At 58.9% G+C, this 20,166-nt stretch carries 18 protein-coding genes; 7 read left to right on the top strand and 11 right to left on the bottom strand.

Going from position 1 to position 20,166, the window contains the following annotated elements:
* Nucleotides 1-33: 33 nt before the first annotated feature.
* The 4 genes from PLUT_RS05865 to PLUT_RS05850 are packed head-to-tail and all read left to right on the top strand — an operon-like array spanning nucleotide 34 to nucleotide 5,676.
* Entirely contained in the window at nucleotides 34-771 is a 738-nt protein-coding gene (locus tag PLUT_RS05865) for an ABC transporter ATP-binding protein (RefSeq protein ID WP_011357859.1), read from the top strand.
* Nucleotides 765-3,146: an ABC transporter permease gene (locus PLUT_RS05860; RefSeq protein WP_011357858.1), complete on the top strand. Its 2,382-nt coding sequence runs from the start codon at nucleotides 765-767 to the stop codon at nucleotides 3,144-3,146. The genes PLUT_RS05865 and PLUT_RS05860 overlap by 7 nt, the downstream gene beginning before the upstream one ends.
* Nucleotides 3,143-4,348 (top strand): efflux RND transporter periplasmic adaptor subunit, encoded by a 1,206-nt coding sequence (locus tag PLUT_RS05855; protein WP_011357857.1) that lies wholly within the window; start codon nucleotides 3,143-3,145, stop codon nucleotides 4,346-4,348. Before PLUT_RS05860 ends, PLUT_RS05855 begins: the two co-directional genes overlap by 4 nt.
* Complete coding sequence (locus tag PLUT_RS05850) at nucleotides 4,345-5,676, top strand: NAD(P)/FAD-dependent oxidoreductase (protein ID WP_011357856.1); 1,332 nt, start codon at nucleotides 4,345-4,347, stop codon at nucleotides 5,674-5,676. Before PLUT_RS05855 ends, PLUT_RS05850 begins: the two co-directional genes overlap by 4 nt.
* On the opposite strand, the gene PLUT_RS05845 is transcribed toward PLUT_RS05850, so the two are convergent.
* From PLUT_RS05845 to PLUT_RS05825, 5 genes are all read right to left on the bottom strand, one after another.
* Nucleotides 5,658-6,605 carry a hypothetical protein gene (locus PLUT_RS05845; RefSeq protein ID WP_011357855.1) on the bottom strand — a complete coding sequence of 316 codons (948 nt, stop codon included), beginning with the start codon at nucleotides 6,603-6,605 and terminating at the stop codon, nucleotides 5,658-5,660. The genes PLUT_RS05850 and PLUT_RS05845 overlap by 19 nt on opposite strands.
* Nucleotides 6,606-6,831: 226 nt before the next feature.
* Nucleotides 6,832-8,898 (bottom strand): intermembrane phospholipid transport protein YdbH family protein, encoded by a 2,067-nt coding sequence (locus PLUT_RS05840; RefSeq protein WP_011357854.1) that lies wholly within the window; start codon nucleotides 8,896-8,898, stop codon nucleotides 6,832-6,834.
* Nucleotides 8,899-8,907: 9 nt separating this feature from the next.
* Nucleotides 8,908-9,255: a YdbL family protein gene (locus PLUT_RS05835; protein WP_011357853.1), complete on the bottom strand. Its 348-nt coding sequence runs from the start codon at nucleotides 9,253-9,255 to the stop codon at nucleotides 8,908-8,910.
* 17 nt (nucleotides 9,256-9,272) lie between these two features.
* A complete protein-coding gene (locus PLUT_RS05830; protein WP_011357852.1) occupies nucleotides 9,273-9,470 on the bottom strand; it encodes a YnbE family lipoprotein in 198 nt (65 codons plus the stop codon).
* Nucleotides 9,467-10,006 carry a DUF2141 domain-containing protein gene (locus PLUT_RS05825; protein ID WP_011357851.1) on the bottom strand — a complete coding sequence of 180 codons (540 nt, stop codon included), beginning with the start codon at nucleotides 10,004-10,006 and terminating at the stop codon, nucleotides 9,467-9,469. Before PLUT_RS05825 ends, PLUT_RS05830 begins: the two co-directional genes overlap by 4 nt.
* A gap of 172 nt (nucleotides 10,007-10,178) precedes the next feature.
* Here PLUT_RS05825 and PLUT_RS05820 point away from each other — a divergent pair, with 172 nt between their 5' ends.
* The 3 genes from PLUT_RS05820 (at nucleotide 10,179) to murB (ending at nucleotide 13,199) form a co-directional block, all read left to right on the top strand.
* Nucleotides 10,179-10,778, top strand: a complete 600-nt coding sequence (locus PLUT_RS05820) for a nitroreductase family protein (RefSeq protein ID WP_203415257.1) — start codon at nucleotides 10,179-10,181, stop codon at nucleotides 10,776-10,778.
* 125 nt (nucleotides 10,779-10,903) lie between these two features.
* Complete coding sequence (locus tag PLUT_RS05815) at nucleotides 10,904-11,434, top strand: hypothetical protein (RefSeq protein WP_011357849.1); 531 nt, start codon at nucleotides 10,904-10,906, stop codon at nucleotides 11,432-11,434.
* A gap of 136 nt (nucleotides 11,435-11,570) precedes the next feature.
* Nucleotides 11,571-13,199: a UDP-N-acetylmuramate dehydrogenase gene (gene murB, locus PLUT_RS05810; protein ID WP_011357848.1), complete on the top strand. Its 1,629-nt coding sequence runs from the start codon at nucleotides 11,571-11,573 to the stop codon at nucleotides 13,197-13,199.
* A gap of 17 nt (nucleotides 13,200-13,216) precedes the next feature.
* Here the strand turns inward: murB and PLUT_RS05805 are convergent, their stop codons facing one another.
* From PLUT_RS05805 to PLUT_RS05780, 6 genes are all read right to left on the bottom strand, one after another.
* Nucleotides 13,217-14,032 (bottom strand): FAD/NAD(P)-binding protein, encoded by an 816-nt coding sequence (locus PLUT_RS05805; RefSeq protein ID WP_049752421.1) that lies wholly within the window; start codon nucleotides 14,030-14,032, stop codon nucleotides 13,217-13,219.
* 47 nt (nucleotides 14,033-14,079) lie between these two features.
* Nucleotides 14,080-15,093 (bottom strand): 4Fe-4S dicluster domain-containing protein, encoded by a 1,014-nt coding sequence (locus PLUT_RS05800; protein ID WP_011357846.1) that lies wholly within the window; start codon nucleotides 15,091-15,093, stop codon nucleotides 14,080-14,082.
* Between the two features lie 13 nt (nucleotides 15,094-15,106).
* Complete coding sequence (locus tag PLUT_RS05795) at nucleotides 15,107-15,937, bottom strand: 4Fe-4S dicluster domain-containing protein (protein WP_011357845.1); 831 nt, start codon at nucleotides 15,935-15,937, stop codon at nucleotides 15,107-15,109.
* A 14-nt stretch (nucleotides 15,938-15,951) separates the two neighbouring features.
* Nucleotides 15,952-16,401, bottom strand: a complete 450-nt coding sequence (locus PLUT_RS05790; protein ID WP_011357844.1) for a hydrogenase iron-sulfur subunit — start codon at nucleotides 16,399-16,401, stop codon at nucleotides 15,952-15,954.
* Between the two features lie 37 nt (nucleotides 16,402-16,438).
* On the bottom strand, nucleotides 16,439-18,409 hold the full coding sequence (locus tag PLUT_RS05785; protein WP_011357843.1) for a CoB--CoM heterodisulfide reductase iron-sulfur subunit A family protein: 1,971 nt from the start codon (nucleotides 18,407-18,409) through the stop codon (nucleotides 16,439-16,441).
* 150 nt (nucleotides 18,410-18,559) lie between these two features.
* Nucleotides 18,560-20,068 (bottom strand): heterodisulfide reductase-related iron-sulfur binding cluster, encoded by a 1,509-nt coding sequence (locus tag PLUT_RS05780; protein WP_011357842.1) that lies wholly within the window; start codon nucleotides 20,066-20,068, stop codon nucleotides 18,560-18,562.
* Between the last annotated feature and the right edge of the window lie 98 nt (nucleotides 20,069-20,166).

Here is a 20,166-nt window from a genome sequence, read left to right as displayed (position 1 = left end):
GAATTATGACAGAACATCATAATCCGCACAGAGATGGACATAGCAGAGAACCTCCCGGACAGGGATCGGGGGATCATCCTCACCCTTGACTCGATTGGCAAATCATATCCGATGGGCGAGGTAAGTGTTGAGGCTCTCCGTAATGTTTCCCTCAGCATTGCTGAAGGGGAGCTTGTCGTGCTGCTCGGCGCTTCGGGAAGCGGGAAATCCACCCTCCTGAACATCATCGGCGGCCTTGATACGCCCTCATCCGGAACCCTGCTGTTCGGCGATCGGAACCTCTCTACGGCTTCCGAAGCTGAACTGACTGAATACCGCCGCCATTCCATCGGGTTCGTTTTCCAGTTCTACAACCTGATCCCGAGCCTTTCTGCACTTGAGAACGTGCAGCTCGTCACCGACATCGCCCTTGATCCGATGGATGCAGTGGATGCGCTTCGGCTTGTTGGTCTTGGTGAACGGATGCAGCATTTTCCAGCTCAGCTTTCAGGAGGGGAGCAGCAGAGGGTGGCTATTGCGAGGGCTGTAGCCAAACGGCCCCGGCTGCTGCTCTGCGACGAACCCACCGGAGCACTCGATTTCCAGACCGGAAAGATTGTTCTGGAGGTACTCCGGATGGTGAACGCTGAACTGCGGACAACGGTGCTCCTCATCACCCATAATGCTTCGATTGCCGGTATGGCCCACAGGGTTATCCGGATGCGAAGCGGGGAGGTCTCGGAGGACTACCGGAACGAAACGCGTCTCGATCCTTCCGAACTCTCATGGTAGCTCGAGAGATGCATACCCTGAACCACAAACTCCTCTTCGGGCTTCGCCGTGGCCTTACGCAGATGGCGGCAGTCGCCGCTGTGGTGGCCTGCGGCATAGCGGTTTTTGTGTCGATGCGGAGCGTGAAGTATTCGCTTGAAGCCACGCTGGAGGCTTACTACGCCAGGTACCGGTTCGCCGATGTGTTCATGCAGCTGAAGCGGGCCCCGGGGTATATGGAGGGTGCAGTGTCCGCTGTGCCCGGAGTGCGCTTTGTGACATCGAGGGTGGTAGCCGACGTGACGCTTGATGTTCCGGGCCTTCCTGAACCCGCAACAGCCCGGCTGATCTCCATCCCGGAGCGCAGCGGGGAGGCATCGCTCAATGCGATTGCCGTTGTTGCAGGCCGGTACATCGAACCCCGATCTCTTAACGAGGTTGTGGCCAGCAGGCCATTCATGGAGGCCAACGGACTCAAGCCGGGAGATAGGATCCGGGTGGTGATCAACGGTCGGTTGAAAGAACTCAGGATTGTCGGGACTGGTCTTTCGCCGGAGTATGTCTACGAGGTACAGCCGGGGGCGTTCTTTCCCGACAGCCGGCATTTCGGTGTGCTCTGGATGGGTCGTACTGCAATGGAGTCGGCCCTCGACATGAGCGGGGCGTTCAACGACCTGTCGGTTGCTTTGGAGCGGGATGCTTCAAAGGAGGATGTGAAGATGGAGCTCGACAGGCTGCTCGGCCGCTACGGTTCGCTTGGTGCATATGGCCGGGATGAACAGATCTCCGACCGCTTCATCTCCGACGAGATCCGCCAGGTTGCCGTCCAGGTGACTTTTCTTCCTGCTGTGTTCCTTCTGGCTGCCGTGTTTCTTCTCAACATCATTCTTTCCCGCATGGTCAACCTCCAGCGCGAGGAGATCGGCGTCCTGAAGGCAATGGGGTACCGGGGGCGGGAGATCGGTCTGCATTATCTCGGCTTTGCCCTTCTTCCCGCTGCGGCTGGCGTGCTTGGCGGTGCTGTTGGGGGTGTCTTTCTCGGCAGAGGCTTGATGAGGATCTATTCTGAGTATTATAATTTCCCCGATCCGCTCTATCTGTTCCGTCCGGCTGACCTGCTGCTGGCTGTCGTCTTGAGCTTTGCCGCAGCGCTTCTTGGCGCCGCCTCATCGGTACGGCGTGTCACCGCACTTCCTCCAGCCGAGGCAATGCGTCCGGAGTCGCCGGCGCTGTACCGTGAGGGGTTGCTGGACCGGCTCCGGTTTTTCGGACGGATGCCGGTTCCGGTGAAGATCATTGTCAGGAACCTCGAGCGTCATCCATGGAAGAGCACGCTTTCTCTGGCTATGGTGGCCCTCGCAGTCGCCATACTGTTTGCCGGTCGCTACGCCTACGATGCAACGAAATGGATGGTGCATGTCGAGTTCGGTGAAAAACACCGTGAAGATGTCACGCTCCTCTTCAATAATCCTATGCCGCCCTCCATCGCATCCTCCCTCAAGAGTGGTGAGGGGGTGCTTCAGGATGAGTACTACCGGGAGGAGCCTGCGCGGCTGAGCTTCCGGCACCGCTCGAAACGGCAGTCGATCCGCGGGCTTCCCTTCAGGGGCGGCCTCCAGCGTCTTGTCGACAGCAGGGGGCTTTCAAGGACGGTGCCTCCGGACGGCATGCTGTTGACCACAGAGCTTGCCTCGGCTCTCGGCGTCGAGGCGGGCGACACCCTCCGGGTCGATCTTCTCCATGGCAGACAGCGTTCCGGAAATGTCCTGGTGGCAGGGACGATTGATGAAATCCTCGGGCTCAGCGCCTACATGCAGCTTGAAGGGCTCAACCGCCTTGCCGGAGACGACGGCGTGGTGAACGGTGCGCTCCTGAAGATAGATCCAGCAGAAATGGAAGCCCGCTACGCCGATTTCAAGCAGATGCCCGGCGTCGGCGGCATCATGCTCCTCAAAGCCCTCCGGAAGAGTTTCGACGAACTGATCGAGCGGAGCATGATGACCTCAACCATTATCCTGACGGTATTTGCCTGTGTGCTTGCGTTTGCCGTCGTATACAACGGGGCCAGGATTTCCCTTTCAGAACGCTCCCGCGAACTGGCAGGGCTGCGGATACTCGGAATGACGAAGGGGGAGATCTCCTTTATCCTGCTTGGCGAGCAGGCCGTCATAACCCTCGGGGCCCTTATCCCCGGCTATCTCCTCGGAATCCTGCTCTCTATCCTTCTTGCCCGTTCACTGAACTCGGATCTTTACCGGATGCCCCTGGTGTTTACGGTGTGGAACGTTCTTTTTGCCTATCTTGTCGTCATATCGGTGTCAATGCTGTCGGGTTTTGCAATATGGCGCAGACTGCAGCGGCTTGATCTTGTGGCGGTCCTCAAAACAAGGGAATGATTCTCAACAGCATGCACGCTTCCGGCCGGAAACATTTTCAGCTGCCTTCAAAGAATCGGCTCTTCACGATTCTAGGGCTCATTGGTGTGGCGTTTCTGCTGTACGCCCTCTTCCGGCCTGCTCCGGTTTCTGTTGATACCGCTCCAGTCTCCCCGGGTCTTCTGCAGGCCACGATTGAAGATGAGGGAACCGCCCGTGTAGGTGAGCGCTACCGGGTTGCAGCCCCGATAACCGGACGGCTTCTGCGTATCACGCTTGAGGAGGGGGATTCCCTCCGTAGAGGAGACATTGCCGCCACTGTCCTTCCACCGGCGCTTGACGCCCTGCAGGAGCGGGAGGCGGCTTTCAGCGCCCGGGCTGCAGCCTCAGCGCTCGATGAATCGCTCGCCCGTAAAAAAAAGGCTGCGGTCAATGCCGGCGAAGCGGCTCTTCGCGCCCTGCGCTATCGGAACCTGTACGGCGAGGGTGCTGTATCGAAGGAAGCATTCGAGGGGGCGCAGAACGACTCGGCCATGCTGCAGAGAGAACTGCAGTCGGCTGCTGCCGCGGCTGAAGCCGCCCGCTTCCGTTTAGGCAGAGCACGAGCGGTCATTGATCCCTCAGTCGCATCAAGGCCTCTTCATGTGCTCTCGCCTGTCGATGGCCGGGTTCTCGTCATCCATGAAAAAAGCGAGCGCACCCTGCAGGCCGGCACCCCGCTGCTTGATATCGGCGATCCCATGTCGCTTGAAATCATCATCGATCTTCTCTCCAGCGATGCGGTTCTTGTCCGTCCCGGAAACCCTGTCGAAATCACCGGCTGGGGAGGGCCCTCCATCCTTGCCGCCAGAGTCATGAGGGTGGAGCCAGCTGCAAGAACGACACTCTCCGCTCTCGGCGTGGAGGAGAAACGGGTGAACGTCATTGCCGTTCTTCTCTCTGCCGAACCGGCTCTTGGCGACAACTACCGGGTGCAGGCGCGGATTGAGGTGGAGCGGCGGGAGCACTGCCTGAAAATCCCCCGGAGTGCGCTCTTTCGCGCCGGAAACCGGTGGCATGTGTTCGTGGCGGAAGGCGGCCGGGCCGCTGAAAAACCGGTCAGGATCGGGCTTATGGGAACCCATGAGGCGGAACTGCTGGAGGGTATTGACGTTGGTGCCAGGGTCATTCTGCACCCGTCACCAGTTCTTCGCGATGGTGTCCGCGTCAGGGAGCGGACGTGAAGCACTGCAGAGTAGCCATCATCGGCGGCGGAGCCTCAGGCATGGCGGCAGCTGTTGCTGCATTGAGGGCACCGGCTCAGGGGGGCATTTCGAAGGCCGAACGTTCCGTCATGGTGTTTGAGCGCAACCGTCGTACCGGTGAGAAAATCAGGATATCCGGCGGCGGGAAATGCAACCTTACCCACGCCGGACCGGTAGAGGCCATTCTTGAGGAGGGTTTTCTCAGGATGAATGAACGCCGCTTTCTCCGCCATGCCCTCCACAGCTTCACCAACGAGGACATCATTGCCCTGATGGAGGCCGAAGGGGTCGGGCTTGAGGCACGACCGGACGGGAAGGTGTTTACAGAGCGAGGCGATGCCGATGCGGTTGCCGAGGCCCTCAGCCGGATGCTGAAGCGTGCCGGCACCCTCATGATCTATGGCTCAAGAGTAACCAGAGTCAGCAGGAAGAGCGGGATGTTTGAGCTGGAGACGGAGGGCGGCATCTTCAGTGCGGAACGGCTCATCATCGCCACCGGCGGCGCTTCATGGCCGCAGCTCGGTACGACAGGGGACGGCATCCGGCTTGCCGTGTCGCTCGGTCATACAAAGACCCCTGTCTCCCCGGCACTCGCACCCCTCTACCTCATCAATCCTCCCGGCAGTGAGCTCTCCGGTATTGCTCTCCGCTCCGTTACCATTCATGCCTCTTCGGGTAAAGAGAAGAGTTCCCGGAACGGGGACGTGCTCTTTACCCATCGCGGCCTCAGCGGACCGGCGGCGCTCTCGATTTCACGCGATGTTGCACGCATCATGCAGACCACCGGGTCATGCATGATGACGGCAGATCTGTTCCCCTCCCATGAGGTGAGCGCACTGGAGGAGGAGCTGCTCCTTCATGCAGCGCGTAACGGCAGCCAGATGGTGCGCAAGTTCCTGCAGTCCTGTCCGATTGCACCCGGCGGAAGGATTGCTGGCGGGAACCACCCGCACGGCACCATCCCGACCGCGTTTGTAGGCTGTATCCTCCCTCACGCAGGCATTGGAGACGAGGTGGTCTGGGGCGGGTTGCAGAAGAAAACCCGGCAATCCCTGCTCTCGGTGCTGAAGCGGTTCCCGCTGGGGCCGGTGGCGAAGGTGCCGATGGAGCAGGGAGAGGTGTCAGCCGGCGGGGTTGTGCTTGGTGAGGTGAACCCGAAAACGATGGAGTCGCGACTGGTCCCGGGGCTGTACTTCGCCGGTGAAGTGCTCGACTACACCGGTGAAATCGGCGGCTATAACCTGCAGGCGGCTTTTTCCACAGGGTGGCTTGCCGGAACCTCAGCCGCTCAGCCTCCGCAGGAGTAGGACGGCTCGTCGGCGCCGCTGAGGGCCTCAAGCCCAATCGCCCGGCATGTTTCGACACTGAAGCCTTCCCCCTCCTCGCTGTTGATGAAAACGCGCTCCCCCCTGAACAGGACATGCATCGGAACCTTCACCTTCCGCTCGTCACCGCAGACATTGTTCTTCAGCCCGGGACGGAACACTTCGAGCACACCCTCAATGCTCACCTCAATGGCTTCGTCCACCGTGCTGATGCCCTTGATGCTGCCGTCCGGCGCAAACTGCAGGGAGTTGGTGTCGCCGTGGATGCCGTTGGGTTCGCTGTCGTAGGCCCTCATGTCGCCGATCGGTGTTTCGAGCACGGTCTTTTTCAGGGGCTCAAGGGACCTGACCGACCCGTTTTCATAAAATGACACCCCTTTTCTTGCTGTGATCATACCAAGAGGCGTCATGATGGTGATGGATTCTCCGGGCCAGAGGGTGAGGCTTTTCAGGGCACCGCTTTCATAGAAGCGGAATGCAATCACCTTGGCGTTCAGCGCTCCCTGCGGTGAGTCGAAGCTGAGCTTTTCGGCAAGCTTCAGCTCGTTCTGCCACGACCAGAACCCGCTGAGCTTCCCGTCGAGCGGAAACACCCTTTTGAGCGCACCGGAGGGATAAAAAGTCAAGAGTTCGGCCGGGAGATGCCCGATAGGGGTCTTGAGCATGGTCCGGGTCTGCAGGGGGATGGCTTTCGGTGTTCCGTCCTTGTAGAAGCAGAGCGGTTTAAGGGTACGGCGCCCCATGTCTTCCGTTTCAAACTGGGGGACCATGTCGCCGAATGGTGTCTTGAGCGTCTGAGGGCCGGTAATGAAGCCGCCGTCCATTCTGCTGTTTGAGGCAAGCTCACGGAACTCGATCCCTTCAAGTCCTCCGTACGGGGTGCTGCATGGTTGCATGGTTCTGGTCGTCATGATGCTATGGGTATTCCTGATTGGTGAACTGAAAAATGCAGCAATGGCAGAAGTATCTGCAGTAATCAATTGCAATAACCGTGCCGGAATCAATATGTTTGTTAAGTCACTGTATGGCAATGTCCTACGGCTTTGTTGGACGTGTGCCTGTAGTGTTTAAAGCTACGGAAATGTAGGAATGTGGTGCGCTTGTACAGGGAGGTAGGAAAGCAGGCGTGGCGGCTGCTTATTTCTCAGGTCGGAGCGCTTTTTCAGAAATAGAGCGCTCGATGTCGGAGGCAATGCTCAGGCTTTTCAGGAGGGAGAGGAGGTTCTGGCGGATGGTGAGGTTGATTTCAACCGGGCGCCCGCCCTGGTATTCTGGGTTATTGCCTTTCAGCTGGACTGTTAAGAGTGACTCGCCGTCAGGAGCCATGTCAAGCGATGAGGCGAGCTGGATGTAGAGGAAGTTGGTGAGTGCCTCATAGGTTGTCCTGAGTCCTGGGTTGGCGGCTGCCCGTTCCTCGGGGGTGGTGGCATAGATGATCTGCCCGGATTCTTCGGCGCGCAGCCCACCGTCCTTGATGGCGATGGTCTCTTTATCCATCCTGACGGGTATGTCGCCTTGAAGGGTGCCGGTTGCATAGAGCTTTTTCGTGCCCTGCAGGTCCAGCAGTTTCTGCAGCGGGAGGCTGCTGAAATGCAGCACGGTGTTCCCGCTGCCGGTCAGCATATCGTAGCGTGCATCGGTTATGCTGAGGGTGGAGTTGAAAAATCCTGCACTGAAGTTCGTAAGGCGTACCATGTCGGGGGACGCCGGATCGCTCCACAGCAAGGCTCTGCCTGCCGGGTGAGTGAGGAGCAGTTCGCCGCCTTCTGCCTTGCGAGTGAGCTCTCTCATGCTGAAATCGAGGGTAAGGGCACCGGTCGGGTAACGGGTGAAGCGCGCCGTTGGTTCAGTGAACGCATAGGAGGCTTCTATCCCGGTTTTCGGGTCTCTGATTGAGATGGTTCCTCCTCCCTCTGAGCGGAGGGTTCCGTTCCGGATGGCAAACCCCGTTTTTTCAAGAGTGACAGGTACCGTACCGTAGATACGGCCTTTGAGTGCTCCTTTATAGGCTCCGTGGAATTTGACCGTCTGCAGGGCATCGACGCCCTCAATCCCCACGATGATGGGTTTCCTGCCGGACGGGGCGGGAGTTCTGGCGGTTTTTGCCTTGAGGGTTCCCTGAAGCATTCCTGCCGAGAGGGATGTAAGTTCGGTTCCCTCCGGGCCGCCGACGGCTATTTGGGCCTTGAGCTTCCTGAGGACGGGACCCGTCCCCAATTCTATCGACAGCCACTCCTGCACGGTGCGGTCGTACCAATGGAGTGCAAGGGGTTTGGAGGCCGAGATGAAGGCTCCCTCTACCCTCAGGACAGAGTCGGCGTAGACGACCGGAATGCTTCCGTGGAGCACTCCGGTGGCAAAAGGCTTTTCCCGGTTGCCCGCTTTGGTGCCCTGCAGGCGGATAAGATCGGCGTTTTCGATATCGAGCTGGAATGCGGCCCGCTTCCGGAGCATATCGTAGGCAAGCGTGTCGGTCGAGGCCTTCATGCCGAAGAGTTCCAGGGAAGAGCGGTTGAGGGTGAGGGTGCAATGGTTGCTGCTGTCGGGCAGAGCGATGAGGGATGCCCGGATGGCGGTAACGGGCAACGGACCGGTTTTGTTTTCGAGGCTCCGGATGCTGATGTCGGCCTTTTCCGGCACCCATTCCCGGTCGGCCGAGGCCCTGAGCGGGACGCTGATGCCCCTGGCCTTGAATCCGCCGGCCTCGAGGGCGGCATCATCGATCACATACGAGGCGGCAAGCGGGGTGAATGCCGGTGCATTGAAACCATTCAGCGAGATGCTCATCTCCACGCCGGCAAGAGGGTCGGTATCGGAATAACTGAATGCTCCGGAGCTTGGCCCGAACTGCAGGCTGTCAGCAGTGAGGCGAAGGGTGATGGTGGCTTTTCCCGTGGCGAGGAGCTTCGAAAGATCGGTATCCCATCGCAACTGCGGCCTGATGATGGTTGCATGGTAGAGGGTGGCGGCGGTGTCAGGGGTGCAGGGACCCGGCGGTACCTCAACATCGGCCGTGAGGGCATGGCAGCCTACAGAGTTGAAGCCGGGCCGGGAGAGGCCGGCTATCTCTATACGGCGTCCCGGTGCTTCAAGAGCGGAACGGAGAAGGGCGGGGGCAATCTGCGGAAAGAAGACCCATGCTGCCGCCAAAAAGAGCAGCGGCAGCAGCAGGAGCAGGGGTATGATGCGCAGCAGCCATTTCACGGGAAGCGGTCAGGGTGTTTTTTTCTTCCATTCACCCTTGATCTGGATCCATGTGCCTGCCGGAAGCCGGCTGTAGATCTTCTGGAACATCATTGAGCCAACGACATCGAGCGCGAGGTTGTTCTGGGCCGCCACACGGGCGTATTCAGCCCGGCGCTGGTTGTTGATGTCTCTGATGAGGGTGGCAGCATCCTGAGCTGCGCCTGGAGGTATGGCAAGCAGGCCGGTGTCGACTTCGCCGGCAAGTCCGCTGGAGCGAGCCGTATCGAGGTCAAGTGCTGAAGCTGGTGCGGCCAGTGCCATCAGCAGCATCATAAAAGAGAGGATGGCGAGAGAGAAGATCGATTTCGTTTTCATCGTGCTGGTTCTCCGGTTTAGAATAGTCCCTGTTTGTTGTCAAGCAGCGAGTCGAGCTCCCTGTCGACCTTGACGCGGATCTCATGATCGATTTTGATGTTCATGTTGATCACGATCGGTTTGTCGGGTGCTTCGACCCTTACCGTAGGATTGCATCCGAGGAGGAAGGATCCCGAGACGAGAAGCATGAAGGGGGACGTGTGGTTCCGTTTCATCTGTGGTCCTTTTGCTGTATGCTGCCGTTATTGGCGTTGCTGTTGTTCATTGAACCTTTCATTCTTTCAAGATAGTTCATCGCGACCCGCACTTCAACTTCTTTGGCGGTTATTTCGAATCGTGCCTCTTTGAAACTCGGAGGGCCGTATCCGATGGCAGGGTTGTTGGAGACCCCGAAACCTTCCTTGGGGATGCCGATGAAGGTCTTGTCCATTTTCCCGTTGCCGTTTTCATCATGCAGGATGCTTACGGCGTAAGTGCCATATGGGATGTTCCTGAATTCAAAGACCGGGGATGAACCCTGCAGCTTCATTGCTTTGGAGAGATAGGCCCGCTCGGGTTTGTCGGGGAATCCTTGCTTCGAGGTGTAGATGGCGGCTCCGATGATGCCCTCTGTGCTGGCGAGTCCCATGATCTGTACCCGAAGGGATCCTTTTTCGTTGTTGTTTATGGCGTCCGGCTCACGGTGCGGCACCGATGCCGACAGCAGTGGGGCTGCAAGCAGCGCGAGGAGGAGTGCTTTCAAGCTAGGCATGTGGTTCTGGAAATGGTTGCAGGGTGGTTGAGGCGCATCGTTCTCTTTTTTTTGGAATATACACAATGAACGGTTCCTGCCCGCGCGCCCGGAACGGGAGGGGCGTTTCATGCGTTCATGATTTTTATCGGTTACGTTTTATTAACCAGAAGCCAGCGGGAGAGCAATGAGCATGAAACGGGATTTTCTCGAGGCCGTCCGGCACCGCCGCTCGGTTTATGACATCGGCGCCGCAGTGGCGGTTGAGCACGACCGTGTGGTAGCTATTGTCCATCACGCCATACTCCATACCCCTTCTACCTTCAATTCGCAGAGCTCCCGTGCTGTGGTGCTGAAGCCTGATGCACACCGGAGGCTCTGGGATATTGTCCTGGATATCCTGCGCGGAGTTGTTCCCGAAGAGTCTTTTCCGGCAACTGAGGAAAAAATTGCAGGGTTTCGTGCCGGTGCCGGAACCGTGATGTTTTTTGAGGACCAGGCGGTGATCGATGGCCTCAGTACCAGCTATCCGCTTTATGCCGCTCAGTTCCCCCTGTTTTCTCTCCAGACTTCGGGCATGGCGCAGTACATCGTATGGACCGCGCTTGAGGATGAGGGATGCGGCGCTTCGCTCCAGCATTACAATCCGCTTATCGATGAGGCGGTGCATCGTGAATGGGGCATCGCTCCTTCATGGCGTCTCCTCTCACAGCTGGTTTACGGTAGCGTCAAGCATTGGCCCGGTGAAAAGTCGTTTTCGCCGATTGAAGAGCGTGTCCTTGTGAAGGGCTGAAATGCTGGAGCGGAGCCTTGAGCGGCATGCGCTCCGTTCACTGTGATATGCTGGCGTAGTCTACTCCCCCTATATACTGAAGCTGTAGCTTGTCTAACGTTCAGAGAGACAGAGGGAGGAATGGAATGGAGCGGAGAAATGTGACGACAGGGGTGTTTCTTGAGCATCTCACGGCTGAAAAGGCCATCGAAGAGCTCAGCGCATCCGGTTTCGATCTTGGCAAGCTTTCCCTTATCGGCCTGGATTCCCCTCATGGGGCGCATGTGTCAGGTCTCTACCGCATCGGTGAACAGCTGAGGGCGTGCGGGAAGCTCGAAGCCTTCTGGCAGGGACTTTCCCGCCAGTTTTCCGCTTCGGCCTCATTCTTTGTGCCCGGCATCGGCCATGTGATGCTGTTCGGCCCTATCGTGGAGCTGATCCTCTCCGCGCTTGAGCGGGAGCTTGTGGTCGGCGGCCTCAGCGCTGTCGGTGCGGCGCTCTTCAGCATCGGCATTCCCAAGGAGTGCACAAGCCGGTATGAAGCTGCACTCCGTGAGGGGCATTTCCTTGTCATGGCAGAAGGGACGGCGGATGAAGCAGAAGAGGCCCGGCGTATCCTGAACGCAACAAGCGAAAACGATGCCGTCGTCTATCACTCCACTGTGCCGGGGTCATAGGCGGAACTACTGCTATCGGTGCTCCATGAAATCAGAGGGCGGGACCCTTGAGAAACCCGTTCCCTCTTTGTATGTTACTGTTCAGGTAGTGCCTGCGCCAGAGGGCGCACCAACCATGTGAACCTATCCTCCAGAGATGAGCCACCCCACTCCTCCATGCCGGTATGAAGCCGATGTGCCGCTGCACTCCAGAGCGTACTACGGTATCGGGGGCAGGGCACGGTTCATGGTGTTTCCCTCCTCGCCGGCCGAATGTGCCGACCTCGTCCGCTGGAACCGGGGTGAGGGTCTTCGGCTTGCTGTGCAGGGCAGCGGCAGCAATACGCTGTTCGCCGATGATGATTTTCAGGGTACCGTCCTTTCCCTTGAGGGGATGCAGCGCATCTGGCGTACCGGCCCCCTCGAACTCTTCGTGGAGGCGGGTGCCGAGAACACTGCTGTTGCTCAGGAACTGCTCCGGCTGGGCATCAGCGGCGGAGAGTGGCTCTACCGTCTTCCCGGCCGCATCGGCGGAACGGTGAGGATGAACGCCCGCTGTTTCGGTGGTGAAATATCGGCCGTGACGGCCGGTGTTTTCGTCCTCTCACCATCCGGGACCCTCACCTTTCTTCAGCCCGAAGAGGTGTTTCATGGCTACAAAGAGACCTCCCTCATGCATATACCGGGAATCGTGCTCGGCGTCCTGCTCCGGTTCGGGGGATTCGGCACGCCGGAGGAGATCGAGGCGCGGATGCAAGGCCATCTCGGTGAGCGCCTCCAGAAACATCACTTCGATTTCCCGAGCTGTGGCTCGGTGTTCAGGAACAATTACGATGCCGGCCGCCCCTGCGGCAGGATATTCGAAGAGCTCGGCTTCAAGGGTGCCAGTGAGGGCGGTGCGGCCGTCAGCCCTCACCATGCCAACTTCATTTTCAATGAAAAAGACGCCACTGCTGCCGACGTGCTTCGCCTTGCAGGACGGATGCGGGCTGCTGCTTTAGAGCATGAGGGGATACAGCTTCAGCTTGAGCTTGAATGCATCGGCCGGTTCCCCGTAGAGCTGCTCCAGCGTTGCGGGGTGGCCTTTGATGTCGACCGGGATGACTCCGGCTACGGATGGTCCGGCATTCTTGACGGCCCCGGTATGGCTGAAGCCGAAGGCGCCCGTTCAGGCAGCTTTCCGAGGGTTCTTCTCCGGGGGCCCCTGACTGGTTACCCCGGCCGTGAGATGGCGTTTCCTTCCGGGATTGAGGTGCGCCTGGAGCAGCTGATGCCGCTCGCCCATGCCGCCATTGCATGCGACCGGCCGTTCATCCGCTGGAGCACGTCCTCTCCGTTGCCGGAAGGGTTCATGGCAACGCCGGAGAATGGTCCGGATGCGGATGGCTTCATGGACAGGCTCTGGGAATATGGGGCTTCAGAGCTGTTCATCGGCGGCGGCAATGGCCCCTATCTGGAATTCGAGGCCTCGCCTTCCGGGCAGTGGCTCGCCATCCGGTTTGAGGGTCCACGCCGTCGGACTCCGGGACAGGAGCGGCCGTCAGGAGAGCATTGGAGAGATAGGGTTGTGGTGGAGTTCGGGGACGGACACTTCGGGATGACCTTCACCTACGGGTTGCTCGGCCCGTTCATAGAGCCGGAGAAGGGTGGCGGAGGGGTGCTGCCGTTCCAGTGCTGTGCTTCTTCCTGCGAGGGGTCTCCCGGGCTCCTGCCCTGGTGGAACGAAGCTCCCGATCCTCCGGACTTCCATCGTCCGGAGCGGTTCTTCCGGGTCATGCTCGATTGAACAGAAAGGGTGCGGTTTTACAGGTCGGCCTGCGGCATGGAGGACACTTCGGCTGCCGTAAAGACAGGCCCCTCCTTGCAGACATAGACCGAACCCACATTGCAGCGACCGCACTTGCCGATGCCGCATTTCATACGGTTTTCCAGCGTCGTATAGACGTTCTCCTCCTCAAAACCGAGTTTCTTCAGGGACGCCAGCGTGAACTTGATCATGATGGGCGGTCCGCAGAGCACGGCAACGCAGTTGCCGGCCGCGGGTGCCGCCTCTTCGAGGATCGTCGGCACGAACCCTACACGGTGTTTCCAGTCGGGTGTCTCCCCGCCCGGATCGACCGTAAGGACCAGTTCAACGTCATCCCGCTTTTCCCACTCTTCGAGTTCCTGCTTGTAGACAAGGTCGGCAACTGTTCTTGCACCGTAGACGATGGTGATTTTACCGAACTTGTCACGTTGGTCGAGGCACGACCATATGACACTGCGGGTAGGGGGGAGGGCTATGCCTCCGGCAATGAAGAGGAGGTTTTTACCGTGGAACTCTTCAATCGGAAAGCGGTTGCCATACGGCCCGCGGAATGTCATGAGGTCTCCGATCTCAGCGGATGCGAGTGCTGCGGTTACCCGGCCTGATTTGCGGAACGTGCATTCAATATAGTCGTTCCGGGTCTCGGGGCTTGCGACGCAGAAGGTGCTTTCCCCCTCGCCGTAGATGCCGTAAAGGCCGAACATGCCGGTGCGGTATGCCTGCTTGAACTTTTCGAGTTCAAGCGGGTCCTGGAACTCAAGCCGCATGGTCCGAACGCCGGGTGCTTCGTCGCGGGTGGCGACGATTTTCATGACGGCCGGACGGTAGATGTTTTCCCCTGATGTCGTGTTGTGTGCAGTCACCGCTGTAGTGTTGATATCGCTTGTAAAGTTTCCGTTACGCCCATGTCGACCGGGCACTCACGGGTGCACCGTCCGCAGCCGGTACAGCTGTTGACGTTGAATTTAAGGGAGAAGTAATTGAACTTGTGCATGATGCGCTGCCTCCACCGGGCAGACTGGGTCGCCCGCGGGTTGTGGCCGGAGGTATGCATGGTGAAAAGAGAAAACGAGCAGCTGTCCCAGTTCTTGCGTCGTATGCCTTTGTAAGTGTCTCCCTCATCCTGAATGTCGAAGCAGTGGCAGGTGGGACAGAGGTAGGTGCAGGATCCGCAGCCGATGCATCGCTCAGAGATCTCTTTCCAGAACCGGCTCTCGAAGTTTTCCGGGTCGGCAAGCCAGCTCCTGCAGGCCTCGAGGTCGAACTTCACCGGAACATCAGCTACCGGGGCCGTTGGGTCGCCGCCTTCTTTCAAGAGTGAGGAAATGGAGGCAAGGGCGTTTTCTCCCCGTTCCGTGAGTGCTTCGACCTGCCAGCCGTTTCCGGCCAGAAGCGGGCGGAGCAGCACGTCGGATCCCTTTGTGCTGTCGGGCGAAAGGTTGAGCGAGGTGCACATGCAGAAGTCGTCTGCATGTGTGCATGCAATGCTGACGATGACGGAGCTGTCGCGGCGTCGGAACCAGTACTCATCGTGGTAGTCCCAGTCGAAGAGGGCGTCGTCGACCTGCATTCCGGCAGCATCGCATGGACGGACGCCAAAAATGATCCTTCGGCCCTCCGGAGGACGGAACTCCTCTGTTTCGATCTGCTGTTTTCCTATCCGGTAACCAAGCATCGGTTCAGTGCGCGGGAAGAAGAGCTCTTTCAGGGTGCTTCGGGTAAGGATCAGGTCGAGATCGAGTGACCCGGCGTCTTTGACTTCCTGAAACCCCGATACCCCGCCGGTTGTTGCCGGGCCGAAGACCATAAGGCCTTCTTCCCGCCACCTGGCGATGCAGTCGTTGAGGTTCGCGGAATATAGTAGTGTGGCCATCTCTTGTGTTCAGTTAAAGAATGAATGTCTCAGGATCGTCTTTTCTGAAGCTTGCGAGCACCGGCTCCTGCGCTTCGTCCATGCCGGGATAGTGGTCGAACGATGCCTGGACCTCATCGGCCATCCTGCGGTTGAGGAGATGCAGCGGGATGTCGGCCGGGCATGCCCGGCTGCAGTTGCCACATTCGACGCACCGTCCCGCCAGATGGAATGCCCGGAGGAGGTTCCATTCAAGGTTGCCGAGGGTGTGGGATGAGGTGTTTACCCACTGCGGCTGGTTGTTGTCGACAACGCACCGGCGGCACCAGCACATCGGGCAGGCCTGTCGGCATGCGTAGCATTTGATGCAGCGGGAGAATTCCCCTTCCCAGAAACTGAAGCGCTCTTTGGGCGTCATCGCTTCGAGCTTCTCCTGCAGCTCATCTGCCGGCTGACTCTTGCGCTGTTCCTTCGCTGCGGCAATGACTGATTTGAAATCAGCCGCCCGCTCGCCCTCAATCGCCCTTGCCTGGTCGCCCTCAATGCCGAAACCAAACACCAGCACCTGCGATGTATCAAGCTGCGACTCGGCAGCAAGGACGTTGAGCGAACGGATGCCGTCCACCGTGAGAAAGACGGCCACCTGCTTCTGGTCGCTGAGGAGTCCCTCGCGAAGCAGATAGCCCGAGAGGTTGGTTCGGCAGGTCGTGTCCAGCACGAGCCGGTCGGCCTCATCGGGGCTTGTGATGAAAACGGGGCGGCGGCGGTCCGGGGTGGATCCGGCGCCGTAGCCGATGACCATTTTGACGGTCCCCGCACTCAGCAGTTCTTTTGCACGGGACCGGTAGTGTTCCTGTATGCTCATGAAGAGGGTGTGGATTATAATGGAGCTGCGCTGCCGGTTTCGGCAATCAGTGTATGGTACTCTTCAAACGGCCCGATTTTTCTGATGTCCTCTGTGATATCCCTGATCAGTTCTGCGAACTTGATGCCTTCGGCTGCGCTGATCCAAGAGAACTTCACCCGCTCTTCGGGCACTCCGGCGAACTGCAGGAGGGAGTTGAACACGGTCCAGCGGCGGCGGGCGTGGTAGTTGCCGTGGTCGAAATGGCAGTCACCGGGGTGACAGCCGCTCACCAGCACCCCGTCGGCACCCTTCTGAAGGGCCTTCAGGATGAACATCGGACTGATGCGTCCGGTGCACGGCAGGCGCACGATGCGGACGTTGGACGGGTATTTCAGCCTGCTGGTGCCGGCAAGGTCTGCCCCTGCATAGGTGCAGTAGGTGCAGACGAATGCGACGATTTTAGGCTCGAACACTTCACTCATCGGTGGTATCTCCTGCTCTGGTTTCAGGGCGGGGGCTTTAGAGCCCCATCACCTCTGCAAATATCTGTTTTTCTGTAAACCCTGCCAGATCGATGCTGTTCGAGCGGCAGAAGGTGACGCAGGTGCCGCATCCCTGGCAGAGACCGGGGTTGACGGAGGCTACCCGCCGGATGAGGTTGCCTGCACGGTCGGTGATGTCCTTTTTTTCGATGGCGTTGTACGGGCAGGCGAGCACGCAGCCCCAGCAGCCCGAACAGGTTGCCTCGTTGTTCATTGCGATGATGGGTTCACGCTCCAGCTTTTCACGGCTGAAGAGGGCGAGCACCTTGCTTGCCGCTGCCGAGGCCTGAGCGACGGAGTCCGGGATGTCCTTTGGTGACTGGCAGGCTCCGGCAAGGAATATGCCGGCAGTCGCGGTTTCTACAGGGCGGAGTTTCATGTGGGCCTCGTTGAAGAAGCCGTATTCATCACAGCCGATGCCGAGCGTTTTGGCAAACTCTTTGGCATCGGGCTGCGGCACCATCGCGGTGGCCAGCACCACCATGTCGGCGGGTACCTCAACGGGTCTGCCGAGCAGGGTGTCGACGCCGCGCACCATCAGCTTTCCGTTTTCCTCCCACAGCTTGCTGACCCTGCCGCGGATATAGCCGGCACCGTCTTCCTCGATGGCGCGGCGGGTGAATTCGTCATACCCCTTGCCGGCGGCCCTGATGTCCATGTAGAAGACGCGGCTTGTGCCGTGGTGGTTCTTGTGCGCATACAGCATGGCATGTTTGGCCGTGTACATGCAGCAGATCTTTGAACAGTAGCTTACGCCTTTCGAGGGATCCCGCGATCCGGCGCACTGGATGAACACCACCGTTTCGGGTTCCTTTCCGTCGGAGGGACGGGCTATCCTGCCGCCGGTGGGGCCGCTGGCCGAAGCGAGCCGCTCGAACTGCAGACCTGTCACCACATCGGGATAGCGCCCATAGCCGTATTCTCCGTAAAGCGAGGTGTTCTGGATCTGGAACCCTGTCGCCACGACAATGGCGCCGATTTCCAGATCAAGGTACTCGTCTTCCATATCGAAATTGATGGCATTGGTCTGGCAGACCTTCTGGCAGACCTTGCATTTTCCGTTCTTGAAGTAGGTGCAGTGCTGACGATCGATGACCGGCTTGTTCGGCACGGCCTGTGCGAACGGCGTGTAGATGGCGGGCCGGTTGGCCAGCCCGCAGTCGAACTCAGCGGAAATCTTCTTCTGGGGGCATTTCTGGATGCAGTCCCCGCATCCGGTGCAGGCGTACATGTCGACATACCGGGCCTTCATTTTGACCCTGACATGGAAGTTTCCTATGAAACCCTCGACTTTTTCGACTTCAGCATACGTGAGCAGGCGGATGTTCGGGTGCTGTGCCGCCTCGACCATGCGGGGTGTCATGATGCACTGCGAGCAGTCAAGGGTAGGGAAGGTTTCAGAGAGCTGGGCCATGTGGCCGCCAAGCGAGGCTTCGCGCTCGACCAGCACAACCTCTCCGCCCGCATTGGCGATGTCAAGGGCAGCCTGGATGCCGGCAATGCCGCCTCCGATGACGAGTGCGCGTTTGGTGACCGGCACCAGGATGGGCTGCAGCTCATTGTTCCGCTTTACCTTTTCGACAAGCGAACGGGTGATCTCGATTGCTTTCTCTGTCGCCTCATCTCCATCGCTGTGAACCCAGGAACACTGCTCCCTGATGTTTGCGATTTCGCAGAGGTAGGGGTTGAGGCCTGCTGCCGCACATGCCTTGCGGAAGGTCGCTTCATGCATGCGGGGCGAACAGGCGGCAACGATGACGCCGGTGAGCCCTTGCTCGACGATCGCTTTCTTGATGCTCTCCTGGCCGGGGTCGGAGCAGAAGTACTTGTACTCGGTCGCTATGGAAACGCCGGGATGGCTCTCCATCGCGGCTGTGAGCTTGGTGCAGTCTACCTTGGCGGCGATGTTTTCGCCGCAGTGGCAGACGAAGACTCCTATTTTTGCCATGTGTATCGTCTCGGTTTTGGTCAGGAGTTGCTGCTGCTCCCGTGCAGCGGGCTCCCTTGAAATTCAGTTGCGCGCGTTCCTCTGTACACCGGCGAGGTGCAGCTTCCGCATTGAGAGGCGTTTTTTGATGCGCTTTTCGTCTTTGAGGTGTTATCGGTGTGAGACCATGTCCAGTGCGGGGACAAAATGCTTGCCGACGGCTACTTCCACGGGATCGGCACCGCAGGCGATGGCTACCAGTTCGGAAATATAGTACACCGGCATTGGTTTGATGTCCCCGTAGCGTTTTCTCATGCCTTCCTGGCGCATATCGAGGTTGGCGTGGCAGAGCGGGCAGGCGACAGCAAAGGCTTCAGCGCCGTTCGCCTGTGCATTCCTTGCAATGTTGTAGGTGAGGTCCTCCACCATGCCCTGCTGGGCCAGGGTGAGGCCCGCACCGCAGCACTCGATCTTGAAAGCCCAGTCGACGGTGGAGGCTCCGAGAGTCTGGAGGACAGCCTCCATTTTCATCGGGTTTTCAGGGTCGTCAAACTGCATGGCATCAAAAGGCCTGACAAGCAGGCACCCGTAGTAACAGGCAAGGGAAAGCGAAACCAGCGGTTTCTTCACATGTTTTGCGATCTCTTCCGAACCAAGGGCTTCGAGCAGCTGGGTTACGCCGATGAACTGGGCATTGCCTGTTGCCTCCATACCGGTTGCCGCCTTCAGCTCGCGCCGGAGCTCCGGGTCTTCCATGAGTGCACGTCGTGCCATGACCTGACGGTTCTGGCATGCCGCACAGGGTGCCAGCACAAGATCCATCCCCTCCCTGTCCGCCAATGCCTGGTTACGTGCTGGAAGCAGGAGGGAGAGTTTGTGGTTCGTGGCATGCGCCGAAGTGGCACCGCAGCAGTTCCAGTCAGGGATTTCCTTCAGCGTCAGGCCGAGAAGCGAACACATTTTCCGTACGGAGATGTCATACTCCTTCGCAGTTCCGCTGAGGGAGCAGCCGGGATAGTATCCGATGGTCGAGCCGGGGGCTATCGAAATGGGAGCTCCGGGAGTGAACGTGTTTTTTTTGGGTTTCCTCGTCGCAGTATGGTGGCTGCCGGGCTTTTGGGCGGCGGCAAATATCGCCGCGATCTGATCCTTGCCTTTGACATCCTCTTTGCCTGTAAGGGCATGGAGCGGATTGATCTTGCCTTCCCTGAGCATGGTGATGCCGGCTCCGGCATCCTGCAGGAAGCTGCGGGTGCGGAGTTTATAGCTCTGGACGAGGGAGAGTTCCTGAAGCCGTCCGTGCTTTTTGATATTGTTCAGGAACGAGACATGGAATGCTGTGACCAGCTTTTTGGCTTTGTCATCCGATACCGTACCGGTTCTGAGGGCGATGGAGCGCAGGGCGTCCATGGTGCCAGCAATGTCCATGTTCTGAGGGCAGCGGGAGGTGCATGTCATGCACCCGACGCAGTACCAGAGGGCATCGCTTCTGAGTGCCTCCTCGACCATGCCGGCCTGTACGAGGCGCATGATCCGGGTGGGAGGGTTGTCCATAAGGTTCCCGGCAGGGCAGCCGGCTGTGCATTTCCCGCACTGATAGCAGCTGTTGAACGCATTGCCGGTCACCTCGGTGATTTCCTGCTTCAGGCGTTCGCCTTCAAGTCTCTGTTTTTCTTGCACGAAGTGGATTTGGCGTTGGGTTCAAGGTGCGGGGGCGGAAAGGGCGAAAACATAGTATTATAATCAAATAATCAGAAAAGACCATCATGTAGGATGAT

This window comes from Pelodictyon luteolum DSM 273 (assembly GCF_000012485.1).
Taxonomy (GTDB): domain Bacteria; phylum Bacteroidota; class Chlorobiia; order Chlorobiales; family Chlorobiaceae; genus Chlorobium; species Chlorobium luteolum.
The sequence above is the reverse complement of the archived record's forward strand: the minus strand, read 5'-3'. Positions and strand labels throughout refer to the sequence as shown.

Excerpts from the sequence above, each read along its gene's own strand:
- PLUT_RS05830 (WP_011357852.1), bottom strand. The coding sequence starts at position 9,470 with ATGAAACGGAACCACACGTCCCCCTTCATGCTTCTCGTCTCGGGATCC.
- murB (WP_011357848.1), top strand. The coding sequence starts at position 11,571 with ATGAGCCACCCCACTCCTCCATGCCGGTATGAAGCCGATGTGCCGCTG.
- PLUT_RS05860 (WP_011357858.1), top strand. The coding sequence starts at position 765 with ATGGTAGCTCGAGAGATGCATACCCTGAACCACAAACTCCTCTTCGGG.
- PLUT_RS05820 (WP_203415257.1), top strand. The coding sequence starts at position 10,179 with ATGAAACGGGATTTTCTCGAGGCCGTCCGGCACCGCCGCTCGGTTTAT.
- PLUT_RS05845 (WP_011357855.1), bottom strand. The coding sequence starts at position 6,605 with ATGACGACCAGAACCATGCAACCATGCAGCACCCCGTACGGAGGACTT.
- PLUT_RS05800 (WP_011357846.1), bottom strand. The coding sequence starts at position 15,093 with ATGGCCACACTACTATATTCCGCGAACCTCAACGACTGCATCGCCAGG.
- PLUT_RS05785 (WP_011357843.1), bottom strand. The coding sequence starts at position 18,409 with ATGGCAAAAATAGGAGTCTTCGTCTGCCACTGCGGCGAAAACATCGCC.
- PLUT_RS05815 (WP_011357849.1), top strand. The coding sequence starts at position 10,904 with ATGGAGCGGAGAAATGTGACGACAGGGGTGTTTCTTGAGCATCTCACG.
- PLUT_RS05825 (WP_011357851.1), bottom strand. The coding sequence starts at position 10,006 with ATGCCTAGCTTGAAAGCACTCCTCCTCGCGCTGCTTGCAGCCCCACTG.
- PLUT_RS05805 (WP_049752421.1), bottom strand. The coding sequence starts at position 14,032 with ATGAAAATCGTCGCCACCCGCGACGAAGCACCCGGCGTTCGGACCATG.
- PLUT_RS05835 (WP_011357853.1), bottom strand. The coding sequence starts at position 9,255 with ATGAAAACGAAATCGATCTTCTCTCTCGCCATCCTCTCTTTTATGATG.
- PLUT_RS05855 (WP_011357857.1), top strand. The coding sequence starts at position 3,143 with ATGATTCTCAACAGCATGCACGCTTCCGGCCGGAAACATTTTCAGCTG.
- PLUT_RS05865 (WP_011357859.1), top strand. The coding sequence starts at position 34 with ATGGACATAGCAGAGAACCTCCCGGACAGGGATCGGGGGATCATCCTC.
- PLUT_RS05795 (WP_011357845.1), bottom strand. The coding sequence starts at position 15,937 with ATGAGCATACAGGAACACTACCGGTCCCGTGCAAAAGAACTGCTGAGT.
- PLUT_RS05790 (WP_011357844.1), bottom strand. The coding sequence starts at position 16,401 with ATGAGTGAAGTGTTCGAGCCTAAAATCGTCGCATTCGTCTGCACCTAC.